This is a genomic window from uncultured Henriciella sp. (assembly GCF_964005855.1).
GTDB lineage: Bacteria > Pseudomonadota > Alphaproteobacteria > Caulobacterales > Hyphomonadaceae > Henriciella.
The window spans coordinates 64865-90822 of sequence record NZ_CAXFSW010000003.1 but is presented as its reverse complement, the minus strand read 5'-3'; the positions used below and the strand labels follow the sequence as shown (position 1 = coordinate 90822).

22 protein-coding genes are annotated in these 25958 nt (G+C 61.1%); 13 read left to right on the top strand and 9 right to left on the bottom strand.

Annotated elements, in window-relative coordinates; all coding sequences use genetic code 11:
* The first annotated feature begins 32 nt into the window (after positions 1 to 32).
* From ABNU55_RS06415 to ABNU55_RS06405, 3 genes are all read left to right on the top strand, one after another.
* Positions 33 to 2300, top strand: coding sequence for a hypothetical protein (locus ABNU55_RS06415; protein ID WP_290751057.1), 2268 nt, complete (start codon positions 33 to 35; stop codon positions 2298 to 2300).
* A 69-nt stretch (positions 2301 to 2369) separates the two neighbouring features.
* A complete protein-coding gene (locus ABNU55_RS06410) occupies positions 2370 to 2861 on the top strand; it encodes a pentapeptide repeat-containing protein (protein ID WP_290751059.1) in 492 nt (163 codons plus the stop codon).
* 81 nt (positions 2862 to 2942) lie between these two features.
* On the top strand, positions 2943 to 3725 hold the full coding sequence (locus ABNU55_RS06405) for a pentapeptide repeat-containing protein (protein WP_290751062.1): 783 nt from the start codon (positions 2943 to 2945) through the stop codon (positions 3723 to 3725).
* A gap of 61 nt (positions 3726 to 3786) precedes the next feature.
* Here the strand turns inward: ABNU55_RS06405 and aspS are convergent, their stop codons facing one another.
* Entirely contained in the window at positions 3787 to 5622 is a 1836-nt protein-coding gene (aspS, locus tag ABNU55_RS06400; RefSeq protein WP_290751064.1) for an aspartate--tRNA ligase, read from the bottom strand.
* Between the two features lie 88 nt (positions 5623 to 5710).
* On the opposite strand from aspS, the gene rnd reads away from it, so the two are divergent.
* Positions 5711 to 6883, top strand: a complete 1173-nt coding sequence (gene rnd / locus ABNU55_RS06395) for a ribonuclease D (RefSeq protein WP_290751067.1) — start codon at positions 5711 to 5713, stop codon at positions 6881 to 6883.
* A gap of 22 nt (positions 6884 to 6905) precedes the next feature.
* On the opposite strand, the gene ABNU55_RS06390 is transcribed toward rnd, so the two are convergent.
* The 4 genes from ABNU55_RS06390 to ABNU55_RS06375 are packed head-to-tail and all read right to left on the bottom strand — an operon-like array spanning position 6906 to position 12356.
* A complete protein-coding gene (locus tag ABNU55_RS06390) occupies positions 6906 to 8405 on the bottom strand; it encodes a Ppx/GppA phosphatase family protein (RefSeq protein ID WP_290751070.1) in 1500 nt (499 codons plus the stop codon).
* The gene (locus ABNU55_RS06385; RefSeq protein ID WP_290751073.1) at positions 8402 to 10600 is read right to left on the bottom strand and encodes an RNA degradosome polyphosphate kinase; all 2199 of its coding nucleotides are present in this window, start codon (positions 10598 to 10600) and stop codon (positions 8402 to 8404) included. The genes ABNU55_RS06390 and ABNU55_RS06385 overlap by 4 nt, the downstream gene beginning before the upstream one ends.
* A gap of 23 nt (positions 10601 to 10623) precedes the next feature.
* Positions 10624 to 11334, bottom strand: coding sequence for a hypothetical protein (locus ABNU55_RS06380; protein ID WP_290751076.1), 711 nt, complete (start codon positions 11332 to 11334; stop codon positions 10624 to 10626).
* 5 nt (positions 11335 to 11339) lie between these two features.
* A complete protein-coding gene (locus ABNU55_RS06375; RefSeq protein WP_290751078.1) occupies positions 11340 to 12356 on the bottom strand; it encodes a hypothetical protein in 1017 nt (338 codons plus the stop codon).
* Between the two features lie 111 nt (positions 12357 to 12467).
* Between ABNU55_RS06375 and purM the strand changes: the two genes are divergently transcribed.
* Together purM and purN are read left to right on the top strand one after the other, a co-directional pair.
* Entirely contained in the window at positions 12468 to 13493 is a 1026-nt protein-coding gene (gene purM / locus ABNU55_RS06370; protein WP_290751081.1) for a phosphoribosylformylglycinamidine cyclo-ligase, read from the top strand.
* Positions 13490 to 14083 carry a phosphoribosylglycinamide formyltransferase gene (gene purN / locus ABNU55_RS06365; protein ID WP_290751084.1) on the top strand — a complete coding sequence of 198 codons (594 nt, stop codon included), beginning with the start codon at positions 13490 to 13492 and terminating at the stop codon, positions 14081 to 14083. The genes purM and purN overlap by 4 nt, the downstream gene beginning before the upstream one ends.
* Here the strand turns inward: purN and ABNU55_RS06360 are convergent.
* The 4 genes from ABNU55_RS06360 to ABNU55_RS06345 all read right to left on the bottom strand — a co-directional run bounded on the left by ABNU55_RS06360 (position 14061) and on the right by ABNU55_RS06345 (position 17122).
* Complete coding sequence (locus ABNU55_RS06360) at positions 14061 to 14501, bottom strand: BLUF domain-containing protein (RefSeq protein ID WP_290751087.1); 441 nt, start codon at positions 14499 to 14501, stop codon at positions 14061 to 14063. The two genes, purN and ABNU55_RS06360, sit on opposite strands and share 23 nt — an antisense overlap.
* Positions 14502 to 14623: 122 nt before the next feature.
* Positions 14624 to 15046: a nucleoside-diphosphate kinase gene (ndk, locus tag ABNU55_RS06355; RefSeq protein ID WP_290751089.1), complete on the bottom strand. Its 423-nt coding sequence runs from the start codon at positions 15044 to 15046 to the stop codon at positions 14624 to 14626.
* 136 nt (positions 15047 to 15182) lie between these two features.
* Positions 15183 to 15653, bottom strand: a complete 471-nt coding sequence (locus tag ABNU55_RS06350) for a DNA polymerase III subunit chi (RefSeq protein WP_290751091.1) — start codon at positions 15651 to 15653, stop codon at positions 15183 to 15185.
* A gap of 2 nt (positions 15654 to 15655) precedes the next feature.
* Positions 15656 to 17122: a leucyl aminopeptidase gene (locus ABNU55_RS06345; RefSeq protein ID WP_290751093.1), complete on the bottom strand. Its 1467-nt coding sequence runs from the start codon at positions 17120 to 17122 to the stop codon at positions 15656 to 15658.
* 95 nt (positions 17123 to 17217) lie between these two features.
* Between ABNU55_RS06345 and ABNU55_RS06340 the strand changes: the two genes are divergently transcribed.
* The 7 genes from ABNU55_RS06340 to ABNU55_RS06310 all read left to right on the top strand — a co-directional run bounded on the left by ABNU55_RS06340 (position 17218) and on the right by ABNU55_RS06310 (position 25898).
* Positions 17218 to 18333 carry an LptF/LptG family permease gene (locus tag ABNU55_RS06340; RefSeq protein ID WP_290751095.1) on the top strand — a complete coding sequence of 372 codons (1116 nt, stop codon included), beginning with the start codon at positions 17218 to 17220 and terminating at the stop codon, positions 18331 to 18333.
* Positions 18333 to 19451, top strand: coding sequence for an LptF/LptG family permease (locus ABNU55_RS06335; RefSeq protein WP_290751098.1), 1119 nt, complete (start codon positions 18333 to 18335; stop codon positions 19449 to 19451). Before ABNU55_RS06340 ends, ABNU55_RS06335 begins: the two co-directional genes overlap by 1 nt.
* Before the next feature lie 69 nt (positions 19452 to 19520).
* Entirely contained in the window at positions 19521 to 22115 is a 2595-nt protein-coding gene (topA, locus tag ABNU55_RS06330; RefSeq protein ID WP_290751100.1) for a type I DNA topoisomerase, read from the top strand.
* 26 nt (positions 22116 to 22141) lie between these two features.
* On the top strand, positions 22142 to 22600 hold the full coding sequence (locus tag ABNU55_RS06325; protein WP_290751102.1) for a GNAT family N-acetyltransferase: 459 nt from the start codon (positions 22142 to 22144) through the stop codon (positions 22598 to 22600).
* 110 nt (positions 22601 to 22710) lie between these two features.
* Complete coding sequence (locus tag ABNU55_RS06320) at positions 22711 to 22842, top strand: hypothetical protein (RefSeq protein ID WP_290751104.1); 132 nt, start codon at positions 22711 to 22713, stop codon at positions 22840 to 22842.
* Between the two features lie 60 nt (positions 22843 to 22902).
* A complete protein-coding gene (rnr, locus tag ABNU55_RS06315; protein WP_290751106.1) occupies positions 22903 to 25170 on the top strand; it encodes a ribonuclease R in 2268 nt (755 codons plus the stop codon).
* Entirely contained in the window at positions 25170 to 25898 is a 729-nt protein-coding gene (locus ABNU55_RS06310; RefSeq protein WP_290751108.1) for an NUDIX hydrolase, read from the top strand. Before rnr ends, ABNU55_RS06310 begins: the two co-directional genes overlap by 1 nt.
* Positions 25899 to 25958 lie beyond the last annotated feature (60 nt).

Genomic DNA, 25958 nt, shown 5'->3' with positions numbered 1-25958 from the left:
GCGGGTCCGCCGAGCCGTGAGAGGATGATGACATGGGACACAGGGAGTCGCCAGACGCACGCATCAAGGCAGCTGTGGAGGACGGGCGCATCGGCCCGGTTGCTCCGCTGGGCTCGCTTGCTCTCATGCCAAACGCACCATTCGCCGCAGATGGCGAAGCCGCCCTGCGAACGGCGATTGATGTGCAGACCAATGAGGCCCTCGAGAAACAGACACGGCTCGGGCTCGCCGATCTTGTCGAGCAGCTTGGCACGGCGCCGCGCAATGCAGACCTCGCCGAAGCGCTGAATGCGGGCCTGCCGGCACAGTTGATCGAGGCCGGTCTGACCCATCCTGACGGCTTTCCAGGCGTAGAAGCCTGGCTACGGTCCAGTGCCATGGCAGACGCCGACCAGGCGCCGCTCGCCCTCACCGCGGAACAATTTGCCGCAGCCCCGCTGATGGCCGAACATGCCCGCAGCGAAGGCATCAGCCTGAGCATCTGGCCGGGCCATATGCCGGACGCCGCCTCTGCTGGCTGCGCCCTGGATGTGAGCGGTTTCGTCTCGCCGGAGGGGTTCGAGACAGGTCTGCTGCGCGAGACTGTGGAGGCGCTTGCATCCGCCTGCAATGGCAGACCTCTAGTGATCCTGGCTCAGGGCGTGGCGGCAGCGACGCTTGCGCTGGGCGCCGACGATGAAACCTCTTTTGGACAGATCGGCGCTGCGCTGATTTCAGGTCTCACAGCCCTCATCGAGGGGGGAGAGATGCCGCAGGATGCGCCAGACCTGCTTGGCACTGAGGTTCAGACCTGTTCCCCGATTGAGGGGGCAACGCTCGCCGCCATGCCGCTTCGCCTGTCAGAGGAAAGCCAGCTCATGCCCGCCAGCGACGGGCTTTCCGGCTCGATCTCGCTGACGGTCCTGACCGAAGATGGCGCGGCAATTCCCTCTGCTGCCGCCATGACGGCACTGCAGCGCAGGGAGGCGGGCGGCCCGGACGCGCTTCGCGAAGCGCTTGAGGCTGGCTGCGACATTGACCGTCTGGAGGCCGTGAACAGCAAGGCCCTGCGCGCACGCGGATTTTCCGATGAAGGCATCTCGCGCGTGCGCAATGCCTTGCGCGAAGGCCTGCCGCTGGGCGCGGCCTTCTCACGCTGGGTTCTGGGCGACGATGTCATTGCAACAGAGCTAAAGCTGCAGCCTGAAGCCTTCGACACCGACGGCCGGCCGCTGCTTCGCATGCTTGGCTTTTCCGCCGAGGAGATCGAGACAGCCGAACAGGCTGTCGGCGGCGCTGCGGAAGCAACGGCGCGGCGCTTCTTCGCGCAGCAAGGCATCACCCTGCCCTCAGCGTCGGGTTTTGCGCTGGCTGCCGCCAGGGGCCTGTCACAGGCCAGCGGGCATGGCTTTTGTGTCGATGCGAGCGACTGGACGCCGGACGCGCGTGAAGCCGCCCTGTCTGCGGGCATCGCCATCCATCTGGGCGCCCTGCCCCGCGAGGAGGAAGGCAAGGCGTCCGACCGCATGACGGCGGTCTTCGAACTCGCCGAAGAATTGCAGGCCGAAGAGGCGCGAGCCATGCAGGCTGGGGCCGCGCCCGGCACGGCCACCGGCGCCCAGCGCACGCGCCTGCCGGACCGGCGCAAGGGCTATATCCAGAAATCGACCGTCGGCGGCCACAAGGTGTATCTGCATACGGGCGAATTCGACGATGGCGCCCTCGGCGAGATCTTCATCGACATGCACAAGGAAGGCGCCGCTTTCCGCTCGATGATGAACAATTTTGCCATCGCCGTCTCACTCGGCCTTCAATATGGCGTGCCGCTGGATGAGTATGTCGACGCTTTCGTCTTCACGCGGTTCGAGCCGGCCGGCGAAGTCACTGGCAATGATCGCATCACCAAGGCGACCTCCATCCTCGACTATATCTTCCGGGAGCTTGCAATCTCCTATCTTGGCCGTGACGACCTTGCCGAGCTTGGCGACGATGTCAGCCATGACGGCCTGGGCCGCGGTCTCAAGGACGGCACGCGCGAGGCGCCGCAGCCCCTGCCGGATGAGGCGGTGCAGTTCATTTCGCGCGGTTTCTCACGCGGGCAGCTGCCGGACAATATCGTCATTCTTGAGCGCAAGCGCGCCGAGCGGGACGAAGCCGCCTCAGCCAGCGCGGAAGAGGCTGAGGACGAGGAGACCGAAGACTATCTCAGCGACCCCTGCCCGCACTGTTCGAGCTTTACCCTGATGGCCACGGGCGATGAACGGGTGGCCCATTGCGCCACCTGTAACGAGCCGACCCGGTCCGAATCGGGATTCAACTGAGCGGGGAATCTGGCAGCGCCTTTGCGTAGGAGATGCTGTGATCCAAAATCCAGCCCCTACAGGTGTGCCATGCTGAAACATTTTTTCATTGCTCTCGCCACTATCGCCGCGCTCGCGCTTCCGGCCGCGGCTCAGAATGCCAGCGAGATCGCCAAGGTCCGCAACGGGCAGTCCTGTCCGGGCTGCAATCTGTTCCAGGCGGACCTTGCCTATTATGACGCCGACGGCATCGATGTTTCCGGCTCGCGCCTTCGCCAGAGCGATATGCAGCTGGGGACATTCGATAACTGGAATTTGCGCGGGGCCAATCTTTCGGTCGCCAACCTCTTCGGCGTGCGGTTCAATTCCTCGAACTTCTCCAATGTGAATTTCGAGAATGCGACGCTGGTGGGCGGCTATTTTGGCGCGTCAAACTTCACCGGAGCAAACCTGTCCGGGGCCAATCTTTCTGGCGCTGATCTGCATCTGGTCCGCGGCCTGACGCAAGGGCAGCTGAACCGCGCATGCGGCGATCGAACGACCCAGCTGCCCGGGGGACTGACCATTCCACGGTGCGGCTAGCGGGCAACACATATGTACGTACTTGCAGTTATTACCGGGAATTCAGTTCAAAGCCTCCAGCTGAGCCCGTACATATAGCGCATGCTTAATCTACGTCGTACCTCTGTCCTTCTGGCGCTTTCCGGTTCGGCGATGCTCATGGCCGGGCAAGCCAGCGCCCAATCGAAATCGACCCGTGTGTCCTGGGCGCCGTCCTATGGCGGGTCCTGCGTGAACTGTGATCTGCGCGGACGCAACATGTCTGGCGGCGACATTTCAGCGGCGAACTATCCCCGCTCCAACCTCTCAGGCGCGTTCCTGCGCGGGACACGGGCGCTCAATATCAATCTGACGGACGCGACAGCCAAAGGCACGGATTTCCGGCGCGCGACGCTGGACGGATCGCAACTGGTCAATGGCCATTTCGAGGGCTCCCGGTTTGAGCGGGCCAGCCTCGTCAATGCCGACATCTCCGGTGCGACCTTCAGCGATACGTATCTCAGCGGCGCCCATCTTGGCGCGGCCACGGCCACCGGCGCGAATTTCTCGCGTGCCAGGGCGTCGGGCACCGACTTCTCCGGCGCCAATTTGACTGGCGCGACATTCGAGGGCGCCGTCCTGCGTGAGGCCCAGTTCAATAATGCCATCCTGAGCGGGACGAATTTCGCGGGCGCCGACCTTCAGAATGCGCGTATCACCAATACGAGGCTCATCGATGTGAGCTTTGAGGGCGCGAGCGGCCTGGAGCAGACCATTTTCGATGGCAGCTGCGCGGGCGAAAATACGGATGTTCCGGCCAGCCTGTCGCTGATCTCCTGCCAGAACGTTCAGCTGCCGGGCTCTGACGAACTTCGCGGCGGACTGATCCAGACCGCCGGCAAATAAAAACGCCCCCGACCAAGCCAGGGGCGCTTTCATTTCAATACAATTACTGGCGCGCAGCGCCCTATTCCTTCTTCGCCTGCGGAGCAAGGCGGATATGGAGCTCGCGCAGCTGCTTGTCGTCGACCGGCGATGGGGCCTGCATCATGAGGTCGCGCGCCTGCTGGTTCATCGGGAACAGCGTGACGTCGCGCAGATTGTCGACCTCAGCCAGCAGCATCACGATCCGGTCGACACCCGGTGCGATACCGCCGTGCGGCGGGGCACCGAAGCGGAAGGCGTTCAGCATGCCGCCAAACTCGGCCTCGACCACATCTGCGCCATAGCCTGCCAGTTCGAACGCCTTGAGCATGATGTCCGGACGGTGGTTCCGGATGGCGCCGGAGGACAGCTCCACGCCATTACAGACAATGTCATACTGGAAGGCCTTGAGGTCGAGCTGCTTCTCGACCGTATCGGCCTGGTCCAGCGCGTCCATCCCGCCCTGCGGCATGGAGAACGGGTTGTGGGAGAAGTCGATCTTCTTGTTGTCCTCGTCCCACTCATACATCGGGAAATCGACGATCCAGCAGAATTTGAAGATGCCCTGCTCGATGAGGTCCAGCTCCTCGCCGACCTTGGTACGGGCAGCGCCTGCCAGCTTGTAGGCTGCGTCGTGATTACCGGCCGAGAAGAAGATGCCGTCGCCAGCACCAAGGCCCATCGTCTCAAGGAAAGCCTTGAGATGGTCAGGGTCAAAATTCTTCAGGACGGGGTCCTGGCTGTCGACACCGCCGCCATCGGCCTCCTTGAGGCGCGCATAGCCAAGGCCGGGCGCCTGCATTTCCTTCTTCGCCCACTTGTCGAGGTCATCGAAGAATTTGCGGGATTTCTGCTCAGCCGCCTTTGGCGCGGGGATGGCGATAACCTTGCCACCGCCGCCAATGATCTTGGCAAAGATGGAAAAGCCGGTCTTGCTGTCATCGGCGAAGAAATCGGTGACATCGGCAAGCTCGATCGGGTTACGCAGATCTGGCTTGTCGGAGCCATATTTGGCCATGGCTTCAGCATAGGGAATGCGCGGGAACGGGCCCTCGGGCATGGTGCGGCCCTTGCCCTGCCAGTCGGCGAATTCCTCGAACACGCCGCGCATGACAGGCTCGATCGCGTTGAACACATCTTCCTGCTCGACAAAGCTCATCTCGATATCGAGCTGATAGAACTCACCGGGGCTGCGGTCGGCGCGTGCGTCTTCATCGCGGAAACAGGGCGCGATCTGGAAGTAGCGGTCGAAACCGGACACCATGAGCAGCTGCTTGAACTGCTGCGGCGCCTGCGGGAGGGCATAGAACTCACCCGGATGCAGACGCGATGGCACGAGGAAGTCGCGTGCGCCTTCGGGCGAAGAGGCCGTCAGGATCGGCGTCTGATATTCGGTGAAGCCCTGATCGACCATGCGGCGGCGAAGCGAGGTGATGACGTCGCTGCGCAGTTTCATATTGGCGTGCAGCGTCTCACGGCGAAGGTCGAGATAGCGATGGCGCAGACGGATGTCTTCTGGATAATCCGGCTCACCAAACACAGGCAGCGGCAGTTCATCGGCGCGCGAGAGAACCTCGGCCTTGTCGACAACGACTTCGATACTGCCGGTCGCGAGGTTCGGATTGACGAGCGAGTCCTCACGGGCAACGACGCGGCCCTCAATCGTGATGACGCTTTCGGCGCGCAGATATTCAACGGTCTCAAAATCGGGCGTGCCCGGATTGAAGACGCACTGGGTCAGACCATAATGGTCGCGCAGGTCGATGAACATAACACCGCCATGGTCGCGGCGGCGGTGAAGCCAGCCTGAGAGTTTGACCGTGGCGCCGACGTCAGACTTGGTGAGTTCGCCGCAAGTATGGGTGCGGTAAGCGTGCATTCTCTCACTCCGAGGATTACTGTCAGGCGATGGGTTATGTGAACCTTCCCCTCGCCAATGTTGTGCGGATGCGATACGCGTGCGCGCCATGACTGACAAGACACTGACGCCGATTACGAAGCAGGAAGAGCTGCAAAAGTTCTGTGATTCGCTTGCGGCGAGTGATTTCATCTGTGTCGATACCGAATTCCACCGGGAAACGACCTTCTGGCCAGAGCTCTGCCTGATCCAGGCGTCCGCGCCCGGCGTTGAAGGCGTGATCGACCCGAAAGCAGACGGAATCGACCTCCAGCCTTTCCTCGACCTTCTGGCCGACACGTCCCGCGTGAAAGTGTTTCATGCCGCGCGCCAGGACATGGAGATCTTCAACAAGCTGATCGGCACCCCGCCTGCCCCGGTTTTCGATACACAGGTGGCGGCAATGGCTCTGGGCCTTGGCGATTCCATTTCCTATGACAATCTGATCCAGCGGGTGCTGCGCCGTCATATCGACAAGTCGAGCCAGTTCACCGACTGGAAGCGCCGGCCGCTCTCTGACAAGCAGCTCGCTTACGCCCTTGGTGACGTCACCCATCTGCGCGACGCCTATCTCTGGATGCGGGACGAACTGGAAAAGCGCGGCCGTATGGGCTGGGTGGCTGAGGAAATGGAAAGCCTTTCCGATCCTGCCCTTTACGACACCGACCCGAAGAATGCCTGGCAGCGTCTCAAAATCCGCAAGACGCACAAGGAATACCTCGCCGTCTTTGCCGCTGTGGCGGAATGGCGCGAGCGCCAGGCCCAGACGCTGGACCGTCCGCGCAGGCGTATCCTGAAAGATGATGCGATCCAGGAGATCGCAGACCAGAAACCGAAGACCGAAGACCAGTTTGACCGTCTGCGCGCCGTGCCAAAGGGCTTTATCCGCTCGCGCAATGCCGACGGGCTTATGCAGACGGTGGAAACGGCGCTGGATGATCCTGATGCGCACGCCCCGCCTGCCCCCAAGCGCAAGCAGAACCCGCAGACGCCGGCAGGCGCCCCGGAAATGCTGAAAGTGCTGCTGAAATATGTCAGCGAGGATGTCGATGTCGTCCCGCGTCTGATTGCGAACGCCGCCGACATTGAACGTATTGCGCGCGGTGAGACCGATGACGACATTCCGGCCCTTACAGGCTGGCGCTATGATGTCTTCGGCCAGAAGGCGCGTGCGCTCCTGACCGGAAATCTCGCCCTCTCCTTCGAAAACGGGCAGGTCAGGCTTTTCGAACCTAAGAGCTGATCTTTCCGGAAAAGGAGCCTTCCTAGTCCGCCGTGCTGATCTGCGCGTCGAGATCCAGGAAGGTCGCGAGCTGTTCGAACCGCTTCTTCACCGTGCCGGAAACCATGTCCGCACAGCCTGGCTGCACTTCCAGCACGAGCTTGGACTTTGAGGGCTTCAGACGCGCCTGTTTCAGCAAGGGGGCAGACCGCCCAGAATAGACCGCGCCAAGGCGCATGGCGGCGCCCATGATGCGGGCAAGTTGATCATCGGAATCCAGGCCCAGACGCGTAAATGCCTTCGGGCGCTGAAATTTATGGGTGTAGCGCGCGCCGGTGGCATGCGCGAGCAGGACACGCTCATCATGGCTGATGCCTCGGATCGGTGAGCGCAGGATAAGGTAATAGGCCATGTCGGCGCGGTGGTCTGGGTGGAACCTGCCACCGCAATCAGCCATCAGGCACGCGGCGCGGAACAGGCGTTGGCGCGAATGAGTGCGCGGAAGGACGGGCCGGATGAAGTCGTAAAGCGCCTCACCGAAATCGAGCTGCGATTTCTCCAGCCGCAGAAAAGCGATCGTGCCGTCGATCAAGGCGTCGCCATAGGGCTCGCGCATCGTCTCGAACAGCATCTTCTCGCCCTGGTCGAAGAGAACGCCTTCGCGAAGCCCGTTGGCAGAAACCAGAACTTCCTTGAAGCCGCCGGCGTCGAAAACCTCATCCAGAACGAGCGCCGCGTGCACGATAGTGTCGAAGCGCCGGCCGACAATGCCGGAAATGTGTGAGGCAAGCTCCTTGTCGCGCTGCGTCGCAAGGATGGTCCTAACGACGGTGCGCACGGCCTGACCATTCAGGCGGTAACCGTGGAGGATGGCAAGCGGATAGGCTTTTATGTCCATATGGACGCTGGCGAGCGCGCGCCAGGACCCGCCAACGGCGTAGAGGCGCCTTGTCTTGGCGTTCAGAAGTTCTGAGGATTTGAGCACCTTGCGGATGGCCTTGCGCCGTTCTGCCGGCTTTGCGCCCTCCATATGCGACATGGAAAACGGGCCGAGACGATGGGTTTCGCCTTGCCCATCCTGTCCGGCCGGCGTGATACGCTGAAATTCGAGACTGGAGCCGCCAAGGTCACTGACGATCCCGTCGGGCTGGTCGAAGCCCATACGGACCCCCAGCGCTGACAGCCGACCTTCTTCGGCGCCCGACAGGATGCGCAGGCGCGCGCCAAGTTCGGTGGCCGCCATGCGGGCAAAGTCGGGCCCGTCCTCGGCGTCGCGCACAGCGGCGGTCGCAACAGCGGTGACCTGGGTGACACCCAGCCCGGTGAGGATGGCCCGGTAGCGCCGGATCGCCGCCATGGCATCCACCACACCTTCGGGGGAAAGCTTGCCCGTCTCCGGAAGGCCGCGGCCAAGACCTGCGAGGACCTTTTCATTGAAATATGGAAGCGCCGCAGCGCCCGTCACCTCATAGATAACCAGACGAACGGAGTTCGACCCAATATCGACAACGGCGGCTTTCTCAGGCTGCAGCGCAAGCCTCATTTAGAGCCCCGCTTCTTGGGCGCGAGCCGGGGCGGGATGGACACGACAAGCGCATTGCCGCGACCGGAAAGCGAAGGATTTTCCATGAAGTACCGGTGAGCACTGAAGCCTTTGCCTCTCTCCGGCGGGCGCAGGCGGTGGAATTCACCGTCGCCATCCATCTCCCAGCTCTGCTCGTCATCATTGAGGTTCGCGATCATGATCTGGTTCAGAACCTGACGATGCACCGTCGGATTTTCAACAGGCACCAGGGCTTCCACACGGCGCTTGAGGTTACGCTGCATCCAGTCCGCCGACGAAATCCAGACCTTGGCGCGCGCAGAGGGCAGATTCTCACCATTGGCGAAACAGACGATTCGCGAATGCTCAAGAAAGCGGCCGATCAGGCTTTTCACCTGAATGTTCTCCGACAGGCCGGGGACGCCGGGGCGCAGGCAGCAGATTCCGCGCACGACCAGCACGATGGGAACGCCCGCCTGGCTCGCCCTGTAAAGCGCATCGATCACATCGCCATCGACCAGTGAGTTCATCTTGGCCCAGACGCCGCTTGGCTTTCCGGCCTTTGCATTCTCGGCCTCTTTTTCCAGAAGCTCGATGATGTGAGGCTCCAGCGTCCGCGGCGACATGGCGATCTTTTCGAAGTCGGGCGCTTTCTCCGGCGGCTCGCGATAGGCGGTGATATAGTTGAACAGCTTGTTGGCATCGCGGCCGAGGGCGGGGTCGGAGGTGAACAGCGACAGGTCGGTATAGATCCGCGCCGTCACCGGGTGATAATTGCCGGTGCCATAATGGGTATAGGTCACCAGCTTGCCCCCTTCACGGCGCACAACAAGCGAGACCTTGGCGTGCGTCTTGTAGTCGATGAAGCCATAGACGACCTGAACGCCAGCGCGCTCAAGGTCACGGGCAAGGCGGAGATTGGTCTCTTCATCGAAGCGGGCCTTGATCTCCACCAGTGCGGTCACGTTCTTGCCCATCTCGGCGGCTTCCTGCAGCGCCGAAACGATGGGGGAATTCAGCGTGGTGCGGTAGAGCGTCTGCTTGATGGCCACGACGTCGGGGTCGATAGCGGCCTGCCGGATAAACTGGATCACCACATCAAACGACTCGTAAGGGTGGTGGACCACAAAGTCCTTGGCCTTGATCGCGGCGAAACAGTCGCCGCCCATTTCCCGGATGCGCTCGGGATAGCGCGGCTCATAGGGTTTGAACTGAAGGTCCATCCTGTCTTCGATGATAAGCTCAGACAGGTTCTTCATGCCGAGGAGGCCATGCAGGATCATCACGTCGCGCGGCTCTGAGCCGATTTCACGCGTGATGAATCTCTCCAGCTCCTCAGGCGCGTCGCCATCGATGTGGATGCGCACAATGCGTCCCCGCCGGCGCTGTTTCAGAAGAATCTCGAACTCGTGGATGAGGTCTTCGGCCTCTTCCTCGATCTCGATATCGCTGTCGCGCACAATGCGGAAGACGCAGTGACCGAGCGAGCGGAAGCCCGGAAACAGCATGTCCATGAAAGTTGCAATGACGCTTTCCAGGCGCACGAACCGGATCGACTGGCGGTTGCGGTCCGGCAGACGGATAAAGCGAGGCGAGAAGGCAGGCATCGGCACCAGTCCGACCATCGCTTCGCCGGAGTCTTCGGGCACAAGCTGGAAAGCGACCGCGAAGCCGAGATTGGGGATAAAGGGAAACGGATGCGCCGGGTCGACCGCCTGCGGCGTCAGCATCGGAAAGACGTGGTTCTCGAAATGATCGCGCAGCCAGTTCTTGTCGGTCCTGGTCAGGTCCGCCATTTTCTTGACTTCGATCTTTTCTTCATCGAGCAGGCCCCGCAGCTCGCGCCAGCAGGCCTGCTGGGCCTCCATCAGCTTGGCCGACTGTTTCTCGATCGCCTCGACCTGCTGCGAGGGCGTCATCCCCTCCTGACTGGTGCGCAGGACGCCGGCACGGAGCTGTTCGCGAAGGCCCGCATAGCGGACCATGAAAAACTCATCGAGATTGTTGGCGGAGATCGACAGGAAGCGTAACCGCTCAAGCAGCGGATGGGTCACATTGTGCGCTTCTTCCAGGACCCGCTCATTGAACTTCAGCCAGGATAGCTCGCGATTGAGAAAGCGTTCCGGCCGCTCCATCAGCGGCTTTGCGGCACGTCCTGCCGGTTTTTCCGTCGTGTCTGTGTCAGTCGTGCTCATCGCCTGCCTCTGGCTATCAGGTGTCAGTCTTCGAACAGCGGGCGCGTGCCGTCCATCTCGTCCAGTATTTCCCGGGCCAGAGGTATAGTCACCTCCCGCTCATCACTGAGCTCGTGCAGCTCCTTCACGAAGCTTTCGATCGCCGCATAGCTGCGCTCAAGCCGCATGATGACATAGTCCTCCACCGCTTCGGGAAGTTTCAGGTAACGGCGTTTCATTGCAGCTCTGAGACGGATGCGGAGCATTTCATCATCTGGGGGCCCGAGTTCGAGCAATGTCATCGCGCTGAGCCGCGACTGAAGATCGGGCAAACGCGCCCGCCAGCGCGCCGGTGGCTGGCGTCCTGTCAGCAGAAGTGTGCCGCCATGGCTAGCTGAAAGATTGATAAGCGAGAGAAGATTGTCGTCATTCTCGACCTTGTCGGCCCGGTCAATCGCGACCGGGGCTTCGGCGAGTGCGCTGATCTTCTTATGGGAAAGTTTGCCGAGCGCCTTGGCACTCAACAAGGATCCACCGGAAAGGTCGCACCAGGCCTGGGCCGCTGTCGTCAGGCCTGAGCGCTTTTCGCCGACCAGGCAAAAGGCGGCTGTCCGCCAGTCCGGCCAGCGTTTGAGCAGAGAAATGGCCGTACGATTGGCGTCTGTCACCGCCAGCGTGTCGAGTGTGTGCCCCGTTTCGGGGAAATCGAACTTCAGCTGACGGTTTTTCCTTGGAGAACGATCCGTACCTTGCACCTAGACTAGCTCGGGGTTCGTGTGATGGCTGAGGTCATGACCCAGCCCATATCATCTGTCTCGACCTCTACACCTCTCTCACGCAGGCTGGAGACGAGCCGCTGACGGTCGCCCGCATAGGCGAATTTCACGACGGCACCCTGACGCGAAAGACCGGCGATCTCGAAGTCGAAGACAAGCGGGGACCGTGCCAGTGCGGCGCGAAGCGAATTCCATTCGGGCAGCGAGGTGAAGAGAATTGTCGTTTCCACTGGCGTACGTTCACTGGAGCGGATGATCGCCGAACGCTTCCAGGCTTCCTCCATGAGGGTGGCGGCGAGATCGGCCGCATCCTCGAGTGTTGCAGCGCTGTTCGTAGTGCCCAGATCGGTCTCGCCCGCCGCGGTCACACTGACGACGCGGACGCGATAACTGCCCTCCCCGCCCAGAAGCTCAGCCTTGATGGCCCGGCGCGCATCAGCGGCCAACACATCGCCCGACAGGGTTTCCCAGCCCGACGAGACGGTCGCTGTATTTCCGCGCGCGGTCTCAAAAGGCGCAAGGCGTCCGCGGGAGGCATCGGGCCAGGCTTCGTTCCAGGCATAGGCATCGCCGCCGGACTGCACGGGAAAGACGACAGATTTCGGCGCTGTCTGATCGGTATATGGAATATTCCGCTCATTGAGGAAGTCACGGACCATGGACGGATTATAGACCACGGCCAGTTCGCCGACATATCTGCCGCCGCCGCGCTCTTCCTTTTCGACATCGACCGCCGCGGCGAGCCTGTCCGCCAGAGCTGCGCTGACCGATCCCGACCCAAGCCGACCGGACCTGTCCTCAGGCAAGGTCAGACGCTCAAAGAGCCGGTAGGCGCCTTTGATGCGCGCAGAGGCGAAGGCCTGCTGCTGGGCCTGGATCACGCTGCCGGCCGATTCCTCGACTTCGATTTCCCTGATCGTATAGATTTCCCGGAGCTGAGCAGCAGCGGTGCCGGCAGCGAAAAATACCACAGCAATCATCAGCAAGATTCGTCTGGTCATTTGGTCGCCTTTCCGACTCCGGTTTGGAACTGTCCTTAGCAAGGCCGCTGGCACGATGGAACCGCCATGTCGGCTAGTCGAACACTCATCCACATGGTAACGCGCTTGCCTATGACTTCAAAAGATAAACCCTCCCTTTCCTACAAGGACGCTGGTGTCGATATTGAGGCAGGCGAACGCCTTGTCGATGCGATCTCTCCCATGGCCAAGGCGACCCGCCGTGCGGGCGTCATGGGTGGGCTCGGCGGCTTTGGTGCCCTCTTCGACCTGAAAAAGGAAAACTGGAAGGATCCGATCCTCGTTTCCGGGACCGATGGGGTCGGCACAAAACTGATGCTGGCCTTCGAGACAGGCATTCACGATACGGTCGGGATCGACCTTGTCGCCATGTGCGCAAATGACGTGCTGGCCCAAGGCGCAGAACCGCTTTTCTTCCTCGATTATTTCGCGTGCGGGAAGCTGGAAGCTGGCATTGCCGAAGCCGTCGTCTCCGGCATCGCGGAAGGTTGCCGCCAGGCCGGATGCGCACTCGTGGGCGGTGAAACCGCCGAGATGCCGGGCATGTATCCCCCCGGCCATTATGATCTTGCCGGCTTCGTTGTCGGCGCGGTGGAGCGTGAAAATGTGCTGCCGCGCTTTGCAGAGATGAAGGCAGGCGACGTGCTGATCGGGATTGCCTCTTCTGGCCCGCACTCCAATGGCTATTCGCTGGTCCGGCGGATTGTTGAGCGCTCTGGCCTTGGCTGGGATTCGGCCGCGCCCTTTACCGACAAGCCACTTGGCGAAGCCCTGCTGACCCCGACCCGGCTCTATTCCCACGCCGCCCTGCCCCTTATTCGCAATGAGCGCATCAAGGGTCTTGCCCATATTACCGGCGGTGGCCTTACGGAAAATGTGCCGCGCATGCTGCCCGATGACCTCACGGCGCGCTTCGACCGCGCCGCCTGGCCGGTGCCGGACGTGTTCCGCTGGCTGCAGGAGGAAGGCAATGTCGCTGAAGACGAGATGCACCGCACCTTCAATATGGGGATCGGGCTAGTCTTCGCCGTGGCGCCGGATCAGGCCGACCGCGCCATCGCAGAGCTGGAAGCGGTCGGCGAAACCCCGGTCGTGATCGGTGACATCGTTCCGGCATGAGCCGCCTCAACCTTGCCATCCTGATTTCGGGCCGCGGGACCAATATGGACCAGATCCTGCGGGCGACGACGTCCGAAGACTATCCGGCCCGCGCGCGGCTGGTCCTCTCGAACCGTGAAGATGCAGCGGGGCTGGAGGCTGCGCGCGCCTTTGGCGTGGCGACAGAAACGGTGCCGCACACGGATTATGAGGACCGCCAAAGCTTTGAGCGCGCCATGCATGAGGCGCTGACCCGGCATGAAATAGAGATCATCGCCCTTGCCGGCTTCATGCGGGTCCTGACGCCGTGGTTCGTCGAAAAATGGGCGGGGCGGATGGTCAACATCCACCCCTCACTCCTGCCGGACTATCCGGGGCTGAACACTCATGCTCGAGCGCTGCAGGCCGGCGACAGCGAAGCCGGCTGCACCGTCCACTGGGTCAGCGAAGGGGTCGATGAAGGCGATATCATCCGCCAGGCCCGCGTGCCGGTGAAGTCAGGCGATACGCCAGCCACGCTGGCAAACCGTGTGCTGGAGGCCGAACACAGGCTGTATCCGCAGGCGCTGGCAGAAGCCTGCCGCTATATTATTGCACGGCAAGCGAGCTGAAACTGTCCAGAAGGGCACGCAGATAGACCTCCATCGCCCAGCGGTCGGCATCCGTTGGACGCTTCGCGAGGCGTTCTGCGCATTCCACGATGTCGGCAAGCTGGCGGACCTGGCTGCGCTCAAGGTCACGGCCGGCGCGATATACAAGCGGCCATCCAGGAAACAGCCGGTCCGGGACGCTGTCATGGAAGACGACCTGACACGCGTCATGGCGCCAGTCGCGGCGGATGCGCGAGAAACAGTCGCGAACGGCGCCCTCTTCGCCTTCGATCACCTGCAGGCACAGACTATCCTGATGGATGAACAGGCCCGTCAGCCCGTTGTCCCGATTGCTCTGGCGCGCTTGCGCGAGCAGATCGTACAGGGTTTCGTCCTTTAGAGTCGGACGGCATCTCGACAGATAGATCAGGCGTTTCATGGAAGATCCTTTGCCAGTGACGAATCGATCATGGCGCCCGAAAGGTTAATTCGCGTTTACCAAATAAGAAAAGCCCTCACGCACAGGGCGAGAGGGCTTCCTCAAATCACGCAAAAAGCGAGCTAGCCAACGATCTCGGCTTCAGAGAAGAACTGGCGGATTTCGAGGTCAGCATTCTCTTCGCTGTCGGAGCCGTGAACGGAGTTTTCGCCGATCGACTTTGCATAGAGCTTGCGGATCGTGCCCTCTTCAGCGTCAGCCGGATTGGTGGCGCCCATGACATCGCGATAGGCCTTCACGGCGTTCTCGCCCTGCAGCACCTGAACGACGACCGGAGCAGAGGTCATGAAATCGACCAGCTCACCGAAGAAGGGACGTTCCTTGTGAACGTCATAGAAACGCTCGGCCTGTTCGCGGGTCATCTTGATGCGGCGCTGGGCGATGATGCGCAGACCGGCCTTTTCGATGACGGCATTCACCGCGCCGGTGAGGTTCCGCTCGGTTGCATCCGGCTTGATGATCGAAAACGTACGTTGGATAGCCATGAAAGGCTCCTTTTGAATAGACTTTATTGGTGTGAAACTCTCGCGGCGCCTATAGCGAGCGGGCTGCCTTCGGGCAACTCCTGCTGACATGGCCTGCAGACGTTGATTGCCGGCCGGCGTGGCCCCGCGGCGCGGATCAACCGGCTTCCTTCCAGCCACCTTGTTCGGTCTGCTGAAAATAGCGTGTGGTTAGGCCCGCATCTGACGCGGCCTTGTAGAGCTGGCGGGCCTTGTTGCGGACTGGCGCGTCCCCATCATCGAACATCACCATGCAGCGCTCATAGGCCGAATCGACCGGCATGTCGGCGCCGTCCATGAGCAGGGCCACGGCGGCTTCATTCTGGTTGTCTGTGGTTTCGCTGATTAGGACCGGCTGGCGCGCCGGATCCAGCCCGGCAGCCTCTGCCTGGCCGTGTGGCAGGAAACTCTGGTCGTCATACGTCCAGAGGGCCTGATCCAGCGCGCCGCGGCGCCGGATGTCGGGGCTGACAGCAAGCACGCGCCAGCCCCGTTCCAGGCATTTTTCAAGAAGCGGTCCGGCCGCCTGCTCAAGCGTGGTTCGCTTGAGATGGTAGAACCACCATTCAGGCTTTCCGGTCGCGCTCAAGACTAGCTCTCGTAATTGTCCGCAATCCAGCGATCGAGCAGGCGCGGACCGAAGCCGGAGGCCCAGCTTGGATCAAGCGGAGACTTCTCGCTTTCGACCCAGGCGACGCCAGCGATATCGAGGTGCGTCCAGGCCTGCCCCTCATTCACGAACCGCTTGAGAAATTGCGCGGCCGTGATGGAACCCGCCGACTTGCCGCCAATATTCTTCATGTCGGCGAATTGAGACTTGAGCTGGGCATCGTATTCGGGACCAATCGGCAGGCGCCAGACACGCTCACCTTCGGCGAGGCCAGCCTTGCTGAGCTGATCTGCCATATTGTCATTATCCGTAAAGAGACCGGCATGGTGATGGCCGAGCGACACAACGATGGCGCCGGTGAGGGTCGCCAGATCCACGATGGATTTCGGCTTGAACTGCTTCTGGGCGTACCAGAGCACATCGGCCAGAACGAGACGGCCTTCAGCATCGGTGTTGAGCACCTCGATGGTCTGACCGGAAGCAGAGGTGAGAATATCCCCGGGGCGGATCGCATTGCCGTCCGGCATATTCTCGACAAGGCCAACGAGGCCGACAACATTTGCTTTCGCCTTACGCTTGGCGAGCGCGAGCATGGCGCCCGTCACAGCGGCCGCGCCGCCCATGTCGCCGCGCATATTCTCCATGCCTGGTCCGGGCTTGAGGGAGATACCGCCGGTGTCGAAACAGACACCCTTGCCGCAGAGGGCGACAGGCGCGTCGTCCTTCTTGCCGCCCATCCACTTCATGATACCGAGCTTGGATTCCTTGACCGAGCCCTGTCCGACGCCGAGGAGCGAGCCCATGCCGAGCTTTTCCATTTCCTTCTCGCCGAGGATCTCGACCTCTATGCCGTGCTTTTCCAGCTCCTTGATCTTGTCGGCAAACGTGGCCGGATAGAGCAGGTTTGGCGGCATGTTCATGAGGTCGCGGGCAAGGAAGGTGCCGTCAGCCGCAGCGTCCATCGGCTTCCATGCAGCTTTCGCGGCGCGCTCGTCCGGGACGACCAGTGTGAAGGCTTTGAGGCTCGGCTTGTCATCGTCCTTGAGCTTGGTGAAATACTCGTCAAAGCGGTAAGAGGCCAGCTTCGCGCCAATGGCAGCGCGGGCGGCGAACTCAGCATCATCGACGTGAAGGCCGATAGACTTGAAACCGCTGCCGGCCTGGCCCTTCACAAGAAGCGCACCGATCTTTTCCTGCGCCCGGGCGTCGCGGTCTTTTGGTTTACCGCCACCGATCAGCACGGCGCGGCGCGCTTCACATGCCTTGGGCAGGACGATGACAGCCATCTGCCCATGCTTGCCAGTAAAGCGCTTCTGTCCGAGCGCTTCGCTCAGCAGGCCTCCGCTTTCCTCATCCAGCGAGGCGGCTGCTTCTGGCAGCTTTCCATCCTGATCGATGACATATGCAACGATATCTGTTTCGGCTTTTTCAGCGAAATTGATTTTCATGAATAAACTCCGTTTGATGCCGAAACTAAGCATCGACGCGCGCCAATCAACTCGCTAGGCAGAGGCCCGCACAGAAAAACTGCACCCAAGGCGCAATGAAACGCATTCAGAGCTATCTTTTCAGACAAGTCTTTCGCTCTGTCATTATCATTGTGGGCGGCCTGACCCTGCTCGCCATTCTGGCCCAGGGGCTTTCGCAGACTGACATCATCATCGAAAGCCGTCAGTCGGCCTTCACCTATTTCTATATCGTTGCGCTCGGGGCCCCGCAGGTTATCGCCCTTCTCACGCCGCTCGCTGTCTTTGTCGCGACGATCTGGTCGCTCAACCGGCTTCACCGCGACAATGAGATCGTGGTCGCCGGCGCCGCAGGCATGACGCGATGGGACATCGCCTCACCCGTCTTGCGCTTTGCGGTCATGGCTGCGCTTGTCCATCTTGCGGTCAATCTGTGGGTTCAGCCGACAGCGCAGCGTCTGCTTCGCGAAACGATCCAGGATGCCCGCGCCGATCTTGCAACCTCCCTTGTGCGGCCCGGCCAGTTCACTACTGCGGGCGACGGCCTTACCGTCTATGCACGCGACACCCAGGACGGCGACCTCATCGGCGTGCTGATCTCCGACAATCGCAAGACAGAGACCGAATCGCGCGACTATCTCGCCCAGCGCGGCCGCTTTGTCGAAGTGGATGGCGTCCCCAGCATCATCATGTGGGAAGGTCAGATTCACCAGATCGACGTCAATGGCGCTCTCTCCATCCTGAATTTCGATCAGTCGACATTCGACCTTTCGCCCTTCATCGAGAACCGGGCCGCCGTCATCCTCAAAGCGTCCGACCGTTATCTGCACGAGCTCCTCTACATCGACACGACAAGTTATCAGGAGCTCAACGACCAGGAGGCCTTTCTGGCCGAAGCCAATGCCCGCCTGACGACGCCGCTGGTTTCCATCGCCATGGCGCTGATTGCGGTGATGGCGGTGCTGGGCGGCGACTTCAACAGACGGGGCTATTCGCGGCGTATCGTGATCGCCACAGCGGGCGCCCTGCTGCTTGTGATCGTCCAGCTTGCGGTACAGTCGGCAAGCCGAAGCAGCGTGGGCGTGAATGTGGCCCAGTGGCTCGTGCCTCTAGGCACCACCGCCGTTCTCTCCTTCATTTTCTTCAACTGGCGAATGAAAGTGCCGGCAAGGAAAGTCGGGGTGACGCGGTGATGCTGCTTTCCAGAATACAGCGCTATATTATCTGGCAGCTCCTTTCGGGGCTGGCGCTGGTCCTTGCGATTTTCACCGCGACCATCCTGCTGGTCGATGTCGTCGAGCAGCTGCGCACAGTCGGGACGGATGTCGATCTTTCACCATTCGACGCGGTCCTCCTTTCCCTCATGAAACTGCCGGGCCTCATTGAACAGACCCTGCCCTTTGCTGTCCTGGTCGCCGCCATGATTGCCTATAGCCGTCTCAACAAGCGTTCTGAGCTCTCGGTGATCCGCGCCAGTGGCCTGTCGGCATGGCAGTTCCTTACGCCCGTCATCCTGATGTCCGTCGTGCTGGGCTTTTTCTCGATGATGGTGCTCAACCCGCTGGGCGCGACCCTGGCGGGCAAGTTCGAGGAGTCCCGCAACTCGCTTCTCATTTCTGGTGGGGTACGCCTTGATTCCAGCCGCGAGGATGTCTGGCTGCGTCAGGGCGACGGAAACACCCAAATCGTCATCAGCGCGCAGTCGGTCGATGCGACCGGGCAGATCTTCAAGGATGTGAAGATGCTCGAGGAGACGCGCGTCTATGAGAATGGGCGCCCCCTCGACCGCTATGAATTCACCCGCCGGATTGATGCAAAGACCGCCCGCATTATCGACGGCTTCTGGCAGATCGAGAATCTGATCGAGAATGTGCCCGGTCAGCCACCAGAGCGGATGGACGCGCTTGCCATACCGACCGACCTCGATCCCGACCGCCTTCTGGACAGGTTCACCTCGCCGAACACGATCGGTTTCTGGAAACTGCCTGCCTTTGTACGTCAGACCAGCCAGGCCGGGCTCGACACGTCGCGCTTCACGGTCCGGCTGTTCGGTCTGACGGCCATGCCTGTCTTTTTCACCGCGATGGGCCTGATCGGCGCGCTGGTCTGTTTGCGGCTCTCGCGCCTTGGTGGGACCAGCCGGCTTGTTGCCTCCGGCGCGCTGGCGGCAGTTGGCGTCTTCTTCATCATGCAGTTTTCCTCCAGCCTCGGCGCTTCCGGTGCCCTGCCTCCGTTCGTGGCCGCCTGGGCACCTGCACTCTTTGCTTTGTTTGCAAGCCTGGCTGTGCTGGCCTATCGCGAAGATGGCTAGCTCCCCCTCTCGGGTTGACAGGGGACAGCCACACACCCAAGTTCCGCCGCGCTCTGGAGGTTGCCCTATATGAAAGTCGTTGTTGTTGAGTCGCCGGCAAAAGCGAAGACGATCAACAAATATCTGGGAAAGGACTACAAGGTCCTCGCCTCCTATGGGCATGTGCGGGATCTGCCGTCAAAGGACGGGTCGGTCGATCCAGAGAATGATTTCGAGATGATCTGGCAGGCCGATTCCAAATCGGCAAGCCGCATCAAGGAAATTGCGGAAGCCACCAAGACGGCCGACAAGCTGATCCTCGCGACTGACCCTGATCGCGAAGGCGAGGCGATCTCCTGGCACCTCCTGGAAGCGCTGGAAAAGCGTAAGGCGCTGAAGGGCATTCCGGTCGAGCGCGTTGTCTTCAACGCGATCACAAAGAATGCAGTCACTAACGCGATGGAGCAGCCGCGCGAGATCGATCAGGAACTGGTGGACGCCTATCTCGCCCGCCGCGCCCTCGACTATCTCGTCGGATTCAACTTGTCGCCGGTGCTCTGGCGCAAGCTGCCCGGTTCGCGCTCTGCGGGGCGCGTGCAGTCGGTTGCCCTGCGCATCATCTGCCAGCGCGAGCTGGAGATAGAGACGTTCCAGCCGCAGGAATACTGGTCGATCGAGGCAGACCTTCGCGCCAAGGACGGCACCAGCTTCAAGGCGCGCCTGCATGCGCTGGACGGCGAAAACCTGAAGAAATTCTCCCTGCCCGACGAGAAAACGGCCACCGCCGCGCTCGAAGCGGTGAAGGTCGGCGGCTATACGGTAAGCTCGGTTGAATCCAAGCCCGTCAAACGCAATCCGCCCCCGCCCTTCATTACGTCGACGCTCCAGCAGGAAGCCTCGCGCAAGCTCGGTTTTACCGCCAAGCGCACGATGGGCGCCGCCCAGAAGCTCTATGAAGAAGGCCGCATCACCTATATGCGGACCGACGGCATCAATATGGCCGAAGAGGCCTATCACGCCTCACGAAAGCAGATCGAAAGCGATTATGGGGCGCGCTATCTGCCGGAGAAGCCGCGCCGCTATTCCTCCAAGGCCAAGAACGCCCAGGAAGCGCACGAAGCCATTCGCCCGACCGATTTCTCGATCCGCCCCGAGGAGTATCGCGGCGATGGGGACCTTAAAAAGCTCTACACGCTGATCTGGCGGCGCGCCGTCGCCTCGCAGATGGAAGCGGCTGTCTTTGAGCGCACGACGCTGGATTTCATGTCCAAGGACAAGCGCGCCCAGCTGCGCGCCACGGGCCAGGTCGTGCAGTTTGATGGCTTCATCAAGCTCTACACCGAAGGCCGCGATGATGGCGACGAGGACGAGGATGCTGAAGGCCGCCTGCCAAAGATGAAGGAAAGCGACCACGCCGACCTAGTCGAGGCAAAGTCGGACCAGCATTTCACCCAGCCGCCGCCCCGCTATACCGAAGCCTCGCTCGTCAAACGCCTGGAAGAGCTCGGCATTGGCCGTCCGTCTACCTACGCATCGACCCTGTCTACGCTGGAAGACCGTGACTATGTGCGGCTTGAAAAGAAGCAGCTGATCCCGGAGGACAAGGGTCGGCTGGTGACGGCCTTCCTGGAGAACTTCTTCGCCCGATATGTGGAGTATGACTTCACGGCCGAGCTAGAAGAACAACTCGACGTCATCTCGGATGGCAAGCTCGACTGGAAGGCCTTCCTGCGTGAGTTCTGGGTACAGTTCCAGGCCGCCATCGACGAGACGAAAGAACTTCGCGTGTCGAACGTGCTCGACGCGCTGAACGAGGCGCTTGGGCCTTATGTGTTTCCGAAGACTGACGAGAACGGTAATCCGAAGGAAAACCCGCGCGAATGCCCGCTCTGCGGCGAGGGTGAGCTATCGCTGAAACTTGGCCGGCATGGCGCTTTTGTCGGTTGTTCGCGTTATCCCGAATGCAAGTTCACGCGGCCCTTCTCGGCAGACAGTGAACAGGACGGCGCGATCAACCCGGAAGGCGAGGAGCTGGGCCTGCACCCTGAAACGGGCGAGCCCGTCTTCCTGAAGACGGGCCGGTTCGGACCCTATGTGGAAATGTCACTCGGTGAGGACGAAAAACCCAAGCGCACAAGTGTACCCAAGGGCTGGGATGTGAAAGCCGTGACGCTGGACCAGGGCGTCAAGCTTCTCTCCCTGCCGCGCGATGTCGGCGAACATCCCGACGATGGTGAGATGATCCGCGCCAATCTCGGCCGCTATGGCCCTTACGTTCAGCATCATCGCACCTTTGCCAATGTGCAGACCGTCGAGGAGCTGTTCGACATCGGCCTTAACCGTGCCGTGACGCTGATCGAGGACAAGAAAGCAAAACGTGGCGGGGGCCGCGGGGCCGAACCGCTCAAGGAGCTCGGCAAACACCCTGCTGATGACGAGCCGATCCACGTCTATGAGGGCCGCTATGGCCCCTATGTGAAGCACAAGAAGACGAATGCGACGCTTCCGAAGGACACCACGCCGGACACGGTCACACTGGAACAGGCGATTGAACTGATCGACGCCAAGGCGAAGAAGCCGGCCAAGAAAAAGGCGCCAGCGAAGAAGAAGGCCACCGCGAAAAAAACAACGGCCAAAAAGACATCGACGACGAAGAAGACGTCGACGACGAAGGCGAAGGACTAGCCGATGGAATGTGAGGACCGGCAGCCATGAACGTCAGGCCCGCCACGCTCGATGACCTGCCAGCCCTGCTTGAGTTCGAGCAGGGCATCATCACCGCAGAACGGCCTTATAACCCACTGCTGAAGCCCGACCCGATCACCTACTACGATATCGGCGAGATGATCGAGGCAGACGATGCCGAGGTCATGGTGGTGGAGATCGATAGCGAACTCGTCGCATCGGGCTATGCGAAGACCAAGCGGTCCCGGCATTACACCTCACCCGACTGGCACGCCTTTCTCGGTTTCATGTTCGTGAAGGAAGCGTTCCGCGGACGGGGCCTGAACCGGATTCTTCTCGACGCCCTGCTCGACTGGTCTCGCAAGCGAGGCCTTACCGAAGTCCGACTCACGGTCTATCCTGGCAACGAGCCGGCTATACGCGCCTATGAAAAAGCCGGCTTTTCGCCCTATCTCACAGAAATGAGGCTTGGCCTGAATGAGTAGGCCCATTCCACCTTGCTTTCATGGCAAGCCGAACCAGATCCTCTGGAAGAGGTTCAATAGCTTTGTGAAATAAAAACAAGGCATTTCAAATGCCACCGGAAGGACAGATCATGACAGATCCGAAACTGAAAGAAGAAAAAGCACGCCAGGGCGAGACCGGAAAAGGCGTTCGCTATGTACTTGTTATATCCACGATCGCCGCAGTGATCGGGCTGGGCCTCATCTTTGCTTTCGTGATCTGAAGAGAACGTCCAGGCTGAAAGAGTCCGGGCAAATCGCGCAGAATCCCCTATATGGGGAGCATGAGTTTTCCCGACCGAGAGACAGTTCTCGACTTTATCGCCAAGAATCCGTCCGCGACGACGAAACAGGACATTGCGCGTGGCCTGAAAGTGAAAGGGCGTGAGCGTCAGAACCTCAGGCAAGTTCTGAAGGATCTGGAGGCTGACGGCACCCTGGAACGCACAGGCAAGCGCGCCTGGGCCAAGACCGATACGCCTCCGCCAACAGGCGTCATCATTTTCGAGGAAATCGATGATGATGGCGAGCTGATGGCCCGGTCCGTCGGGCGCGACGGCGCCTTCGGTCCGCCTATCCGCTTTGCCGGTTATAGCGGCAAATCAAAGGGTCCGGCCCCCGGCATCGGGGACAAGGGCCTTGCCCGCATCAATGAGGCGAATGGCGAATATCACGCCAAGCTCCTGAAACTTTTCGAGAAACGCGATGAAGAATCGCAGCTGACCGGCCGGTTCGAACGCAATCCGAAAGGCGGACGCGTTATCCCGGCGAGCCGCAAGGACAAGCGGACACTCCTTATCGACAAGAGCGACACCAAGGGCGCCGAGGATGGCGACCTTGTTACCGCCATGCCCAAACCGGGCAAGCCGAACGGACCCGCGTTCGGTGTCGTCACGGAAATCATCGGTCGCATGGACGACCCACGCGCAGCCTCGCTGCTCGCCATTTATGGTCACGATATACCGGTCGAATTCCCCAAGGACGTCCTCAACGAGGCGGAGACCATCAAGCCGCTGAACGCGCCGCGTGAGGATCTCACCCATATCCCGCTCATTACCATCGATCCGCATGATGCGCGCGACCATGACGATGCCGTCTATGCCGAAAAGCTCGACGATGGCTGGAAGGTGATCGTCGCGATTGCGGACGTGGCCGCCTATGTGCGCCCCGGCACTGCGCTCGACCGCGAGGCGCAGAAGCGCGGCAACTCTACCTATTTTCCGGACCGGGTCGTCCCGATGCTGCCTTTTGAGCTGTCGGCCGATGCCTGCTCGCTGGTCGACAATGAGGACCGCCCCTGCATGGCGGTCGAGATGATCTTCGACCAGTCGGGTACGAAGCGCTCCCATCGCTTCATTCGCGGCACAATGCGGTCCCATGCAAAGCTCTCCTATGAAGAAGCGCAGGCGGCCATTGATGGCAAAACGGGCGGCGCTGGGGAGCCTTGGCTCAAGCCCGTGCTGAAGCCGCTATGGGGCGCTTTCGAAGCGTTGGGCGAGGCCCGCGCCCGCCGTGCCCCGCTGGCGCTCGACCTGCCGGAAAAGCGTGTCGAGATCAGCGAGGATGGCAAGGTCACGGGGATTGTGGAGAAAGAACGCTTCGATGCGCACAAGCTCATCGAGGAATTCATGATTCAGGCCAATGTGGCCGCCGCCGAGACGCTGGAGAAGCTCGGCTCACCCCTGCTCTACCGGGTTCACGATCAGCCGTCCGATGCCAAGCTCGCCGCGCTGGCCGATTTTCTCCAGACGATGGACATCAAATGGGCGCTGGGGGAGCGCCCCCAGACGCACCGCTTCAACCGGCTCCTCAGCGATCATGCAGACACCGAACATGCCGGCACAATTTCCGAAATCGTTCTGCGCTCTCAGGCCCAGGCCATCTATGCGCCGGAGAATGCAGGCCATTTCGGTCTTAACCTCTCCAAATATGCCCACTTCACCTCGCCTATCCGGCGCTATAGCGACCTCATCGTCCACCGGGCTCTGATCTCGGCGCTTGGTCTTGGTGACGACGGGCTGACCAAGGAAATGGCCGCCTCGCTTGAGGATATTGCGAGCCATCTGGTCGATACCGAACGCCGCTCCATGGCAGCCGAACGCGAAGCGACGGACCGCTATCTTGCACTCTATCTTGCCGACAAGGTCGGTGCCGAGTTTGAAGGGCGGATTACGGGCGTCACACCAGCTGGCCTTTTCATCCGCCTAGGCGGTACCGGCGCCGACGGCTTTTCTCCAATTTCCAAGCTCTCTGACGACTATTGGGTGCATGATGAAGGCGCAATGGCGCTGATCGCACGCGGCTCGGGCAAACGGTTCGAGATGGGTCAGGTCGTGAAAGTTGAACTTGCCGAAGTCACCCCGCTTCAGGGCGGCCTTCTGCTCAAGGTTCTCTCTCCACCCCGCCCCAAGAAGCCTGGTGAAAAGCCACCGGCCTCGCGCGGGGGCAGGTCTGGTCCGCCCGGGCGTTCGCGTGGCAAGATGTCGAAGGCGCGCAAGAAGACGCGGCAGAAAACCTCCCGCAAAAAGGGAGCCAAGGGAGGAAAAAGCTGATGGCCGGAAAACTGGGCACAGCCTTTGACAAGGAAAGGGACGGCGATGTCATCCAGAGGGACCGCCCCACCCCTCGGCCGAAGGATGCAGCCACGCTCATCCTGGTGCGGCGCGATCAAGCCAAGCCGCGCCTTCTGATGGGCAAGCGGTCGGGCGGCCACACCTTCATGCCGGACAAATATGTTTTCCCTGGCGGACGTGTGGATACGGCGGACGGACGGGTGCCTTCCCTGAGTGAGCTGCGCGAGAGCGAGCACCGTAAAGTGGCGCACAGGACGCGCCGCAAGCCGCGTGCCTTCGGCCTTACCGCTATCCGGGAAACATTTGAGGAAACAGGACTCATTGTCGGGCGTGCCAATGCGTTTCCAGGCCGTGTGGCGCAGGACTGGCGTAAATATGCCGATCAGGGCGCAGCGCCCTGCCTGCGGGGCTTCACGATGATCGGCCGCGCAATAACCCCGCCCTATCGTCCCAAAAGGTTCGATGCACGCTTCTTCATGGCCGAGGCCGAAGACGTCCTGATCGATGAGCGCCCGCCGGTTGACGGTGCCGAGTTGCACGACCTGCAATGGGTGACGCTGGACGATGCCCTGGCGCTCGACCTGCCAAATGTGACACGCTTCATGCTGGGCGAGATCGCAGAACGTCTGAAGCAGAAGGATGTCGGCGCCCTGCGCCCGCCATTCCTGCGCTGGACCGCTGGTGGCCACTCGCAGGACCGTATCTGAAGACGCAGGTCCCGGGTGCGCACAGGCGCTTGACTTTAAAAGCCCACCCCTCCATTAAGC

Bases quoted from the DNA above. Each gene is read 5' to 3' on its own strand.
- ABNU55_RS06320 (WP_290751104.1), top strand. From the start codon at position 22,711: ATGACAGATCCGAAACTGAAAGAAGAAAAAGCACGCCAGGGCGAGACC.
- ABNU55_RS06415 (WP_290751057.1), top strand. From the start codon at position 33: ATGGGACACAGGGAGTCGCCAGACGCACGCATCAAGGCAGCTGTGGAG.
- ABNU55_RS06390 (WP_290751070.1), bottom strand. From the start codon at position 8,405: ATGAGGCTTGCGCTGCAGCCTGAGAAAGCCGCCGTTGTCGATATTGGG.
- ABNU55_RS06335 (WP_290751098.1), top strand. From the start codon at position 18,333: ATGCTGCTTTCCAGAATACAGCGCTATATTATCTGGCAGCTCCTTTCG.
- aspS (WP_290751064.1), bottom strand. From the start codon at position 5,622: ATGCACGCTTACCGCACCCATACTTGCGGCGAACTCACCAAGTCTGAC.
- ABNU55_RS06405 (WP_290751062.1), top strand. From the start codon at position 2,943: ATGCTTAATCTACGTCGTACCTCTGTCCTTCTGGCGCTTTCCGGTTCG.
- ABNU55_RS06325 (WP_290751102.1), top strand. From the start codon at position 22,142: ATGAACGTCAGGCCCGCCACGCTCGATGACCTGCCAGCCCTGCTTGAG.
- ABNU55_RS06385 (WP_290751073.1), bottom strand. From the start codon at position 10,600: ATGAGCACGACTGACACAGACACGACGGAAAAACCGGCAGGACGTGCC.
- topA (WP_290751100.1), top strand. From the start codon at position 19,521: ATGAAAGTCGTTGTTGTTGAGTCGCCGGCAAAAGCGAAGACGATCAAC.
- ABNU55_RS06360 (WP_290751087.1), bottom strand. From the start codon at position 14,501: ATGAAACGCCTGATCTATCTGTCGAGATGCCGTCCGACTCTAAAGGAC.
- ABNU55_RS06375 (WP_290751078.1), bottom strand. From the start codon at position 12,356: ATGACCAGACGAATCTTGCTGATGATTGCTGTGGTATTTTTCGCTGCC.
- rnr (WP_290751106.1), top strand. From the start codon at position 22,903: ATGAGTTTTCCCGACCGAGAGACAGTTCTCGACTTTATCGCCAAGAAT.
- rnd (WP_290751067.1), top strand. From the start codon at position 5,711: ATGACTGACAAGACACTGACGCCGATTACGAAGCAGGAAGAGCTGCAA.
- ABNU55_RS06340 (WP_290751095.1), top strand. From the start codon at position 17,218: ATGAAACGCATTCAGAGCTATCTTTTCAGACAAGTCTTTCGCTCTGTC.
- ABNU55_RS06310 (WP_290751108.1), top strand. From the start codon at position 25,170: ATGGCCGGAAAACTGGGCACAGCCTTTGACAAGGAAAGGGACGGCGAT.
- ABNU55_RS06345 (WP_290751093.1), bottom strand. From the start codon at position 17,122: ATGAAAATCAATTTCGCTGAAAAAGCCGAAACAGATATCGTTGCATAT.
- purN (WP_290751084.1), top strand. From the start codon at position 13,490: ATGAGCCGCCTCAACCTTGCCATCCTGATTTCGGGCCGCGGGACCAAT.
- ndk (WP_290751089.1), bottom strand. From the start codon at position 15,046: ATGGCTATCCAACGTACGTTTTCGATCATCAAGCCGGATGCAACCGAG.
- ABNU55_RS06410 (WP_290751059.1), top strand. From the start codon at position 2,370: ATGCTGAAACATTTTTTCATTGCTCTCGCCACTATCGCCGCGCTCGCG.
- purM (WP_290751081.1), top strand. From the start codon at position 12,468: ATGACTTCAAAAGATAAACCCTCCCTTTCCTACAAGGACGCTGGTGTC.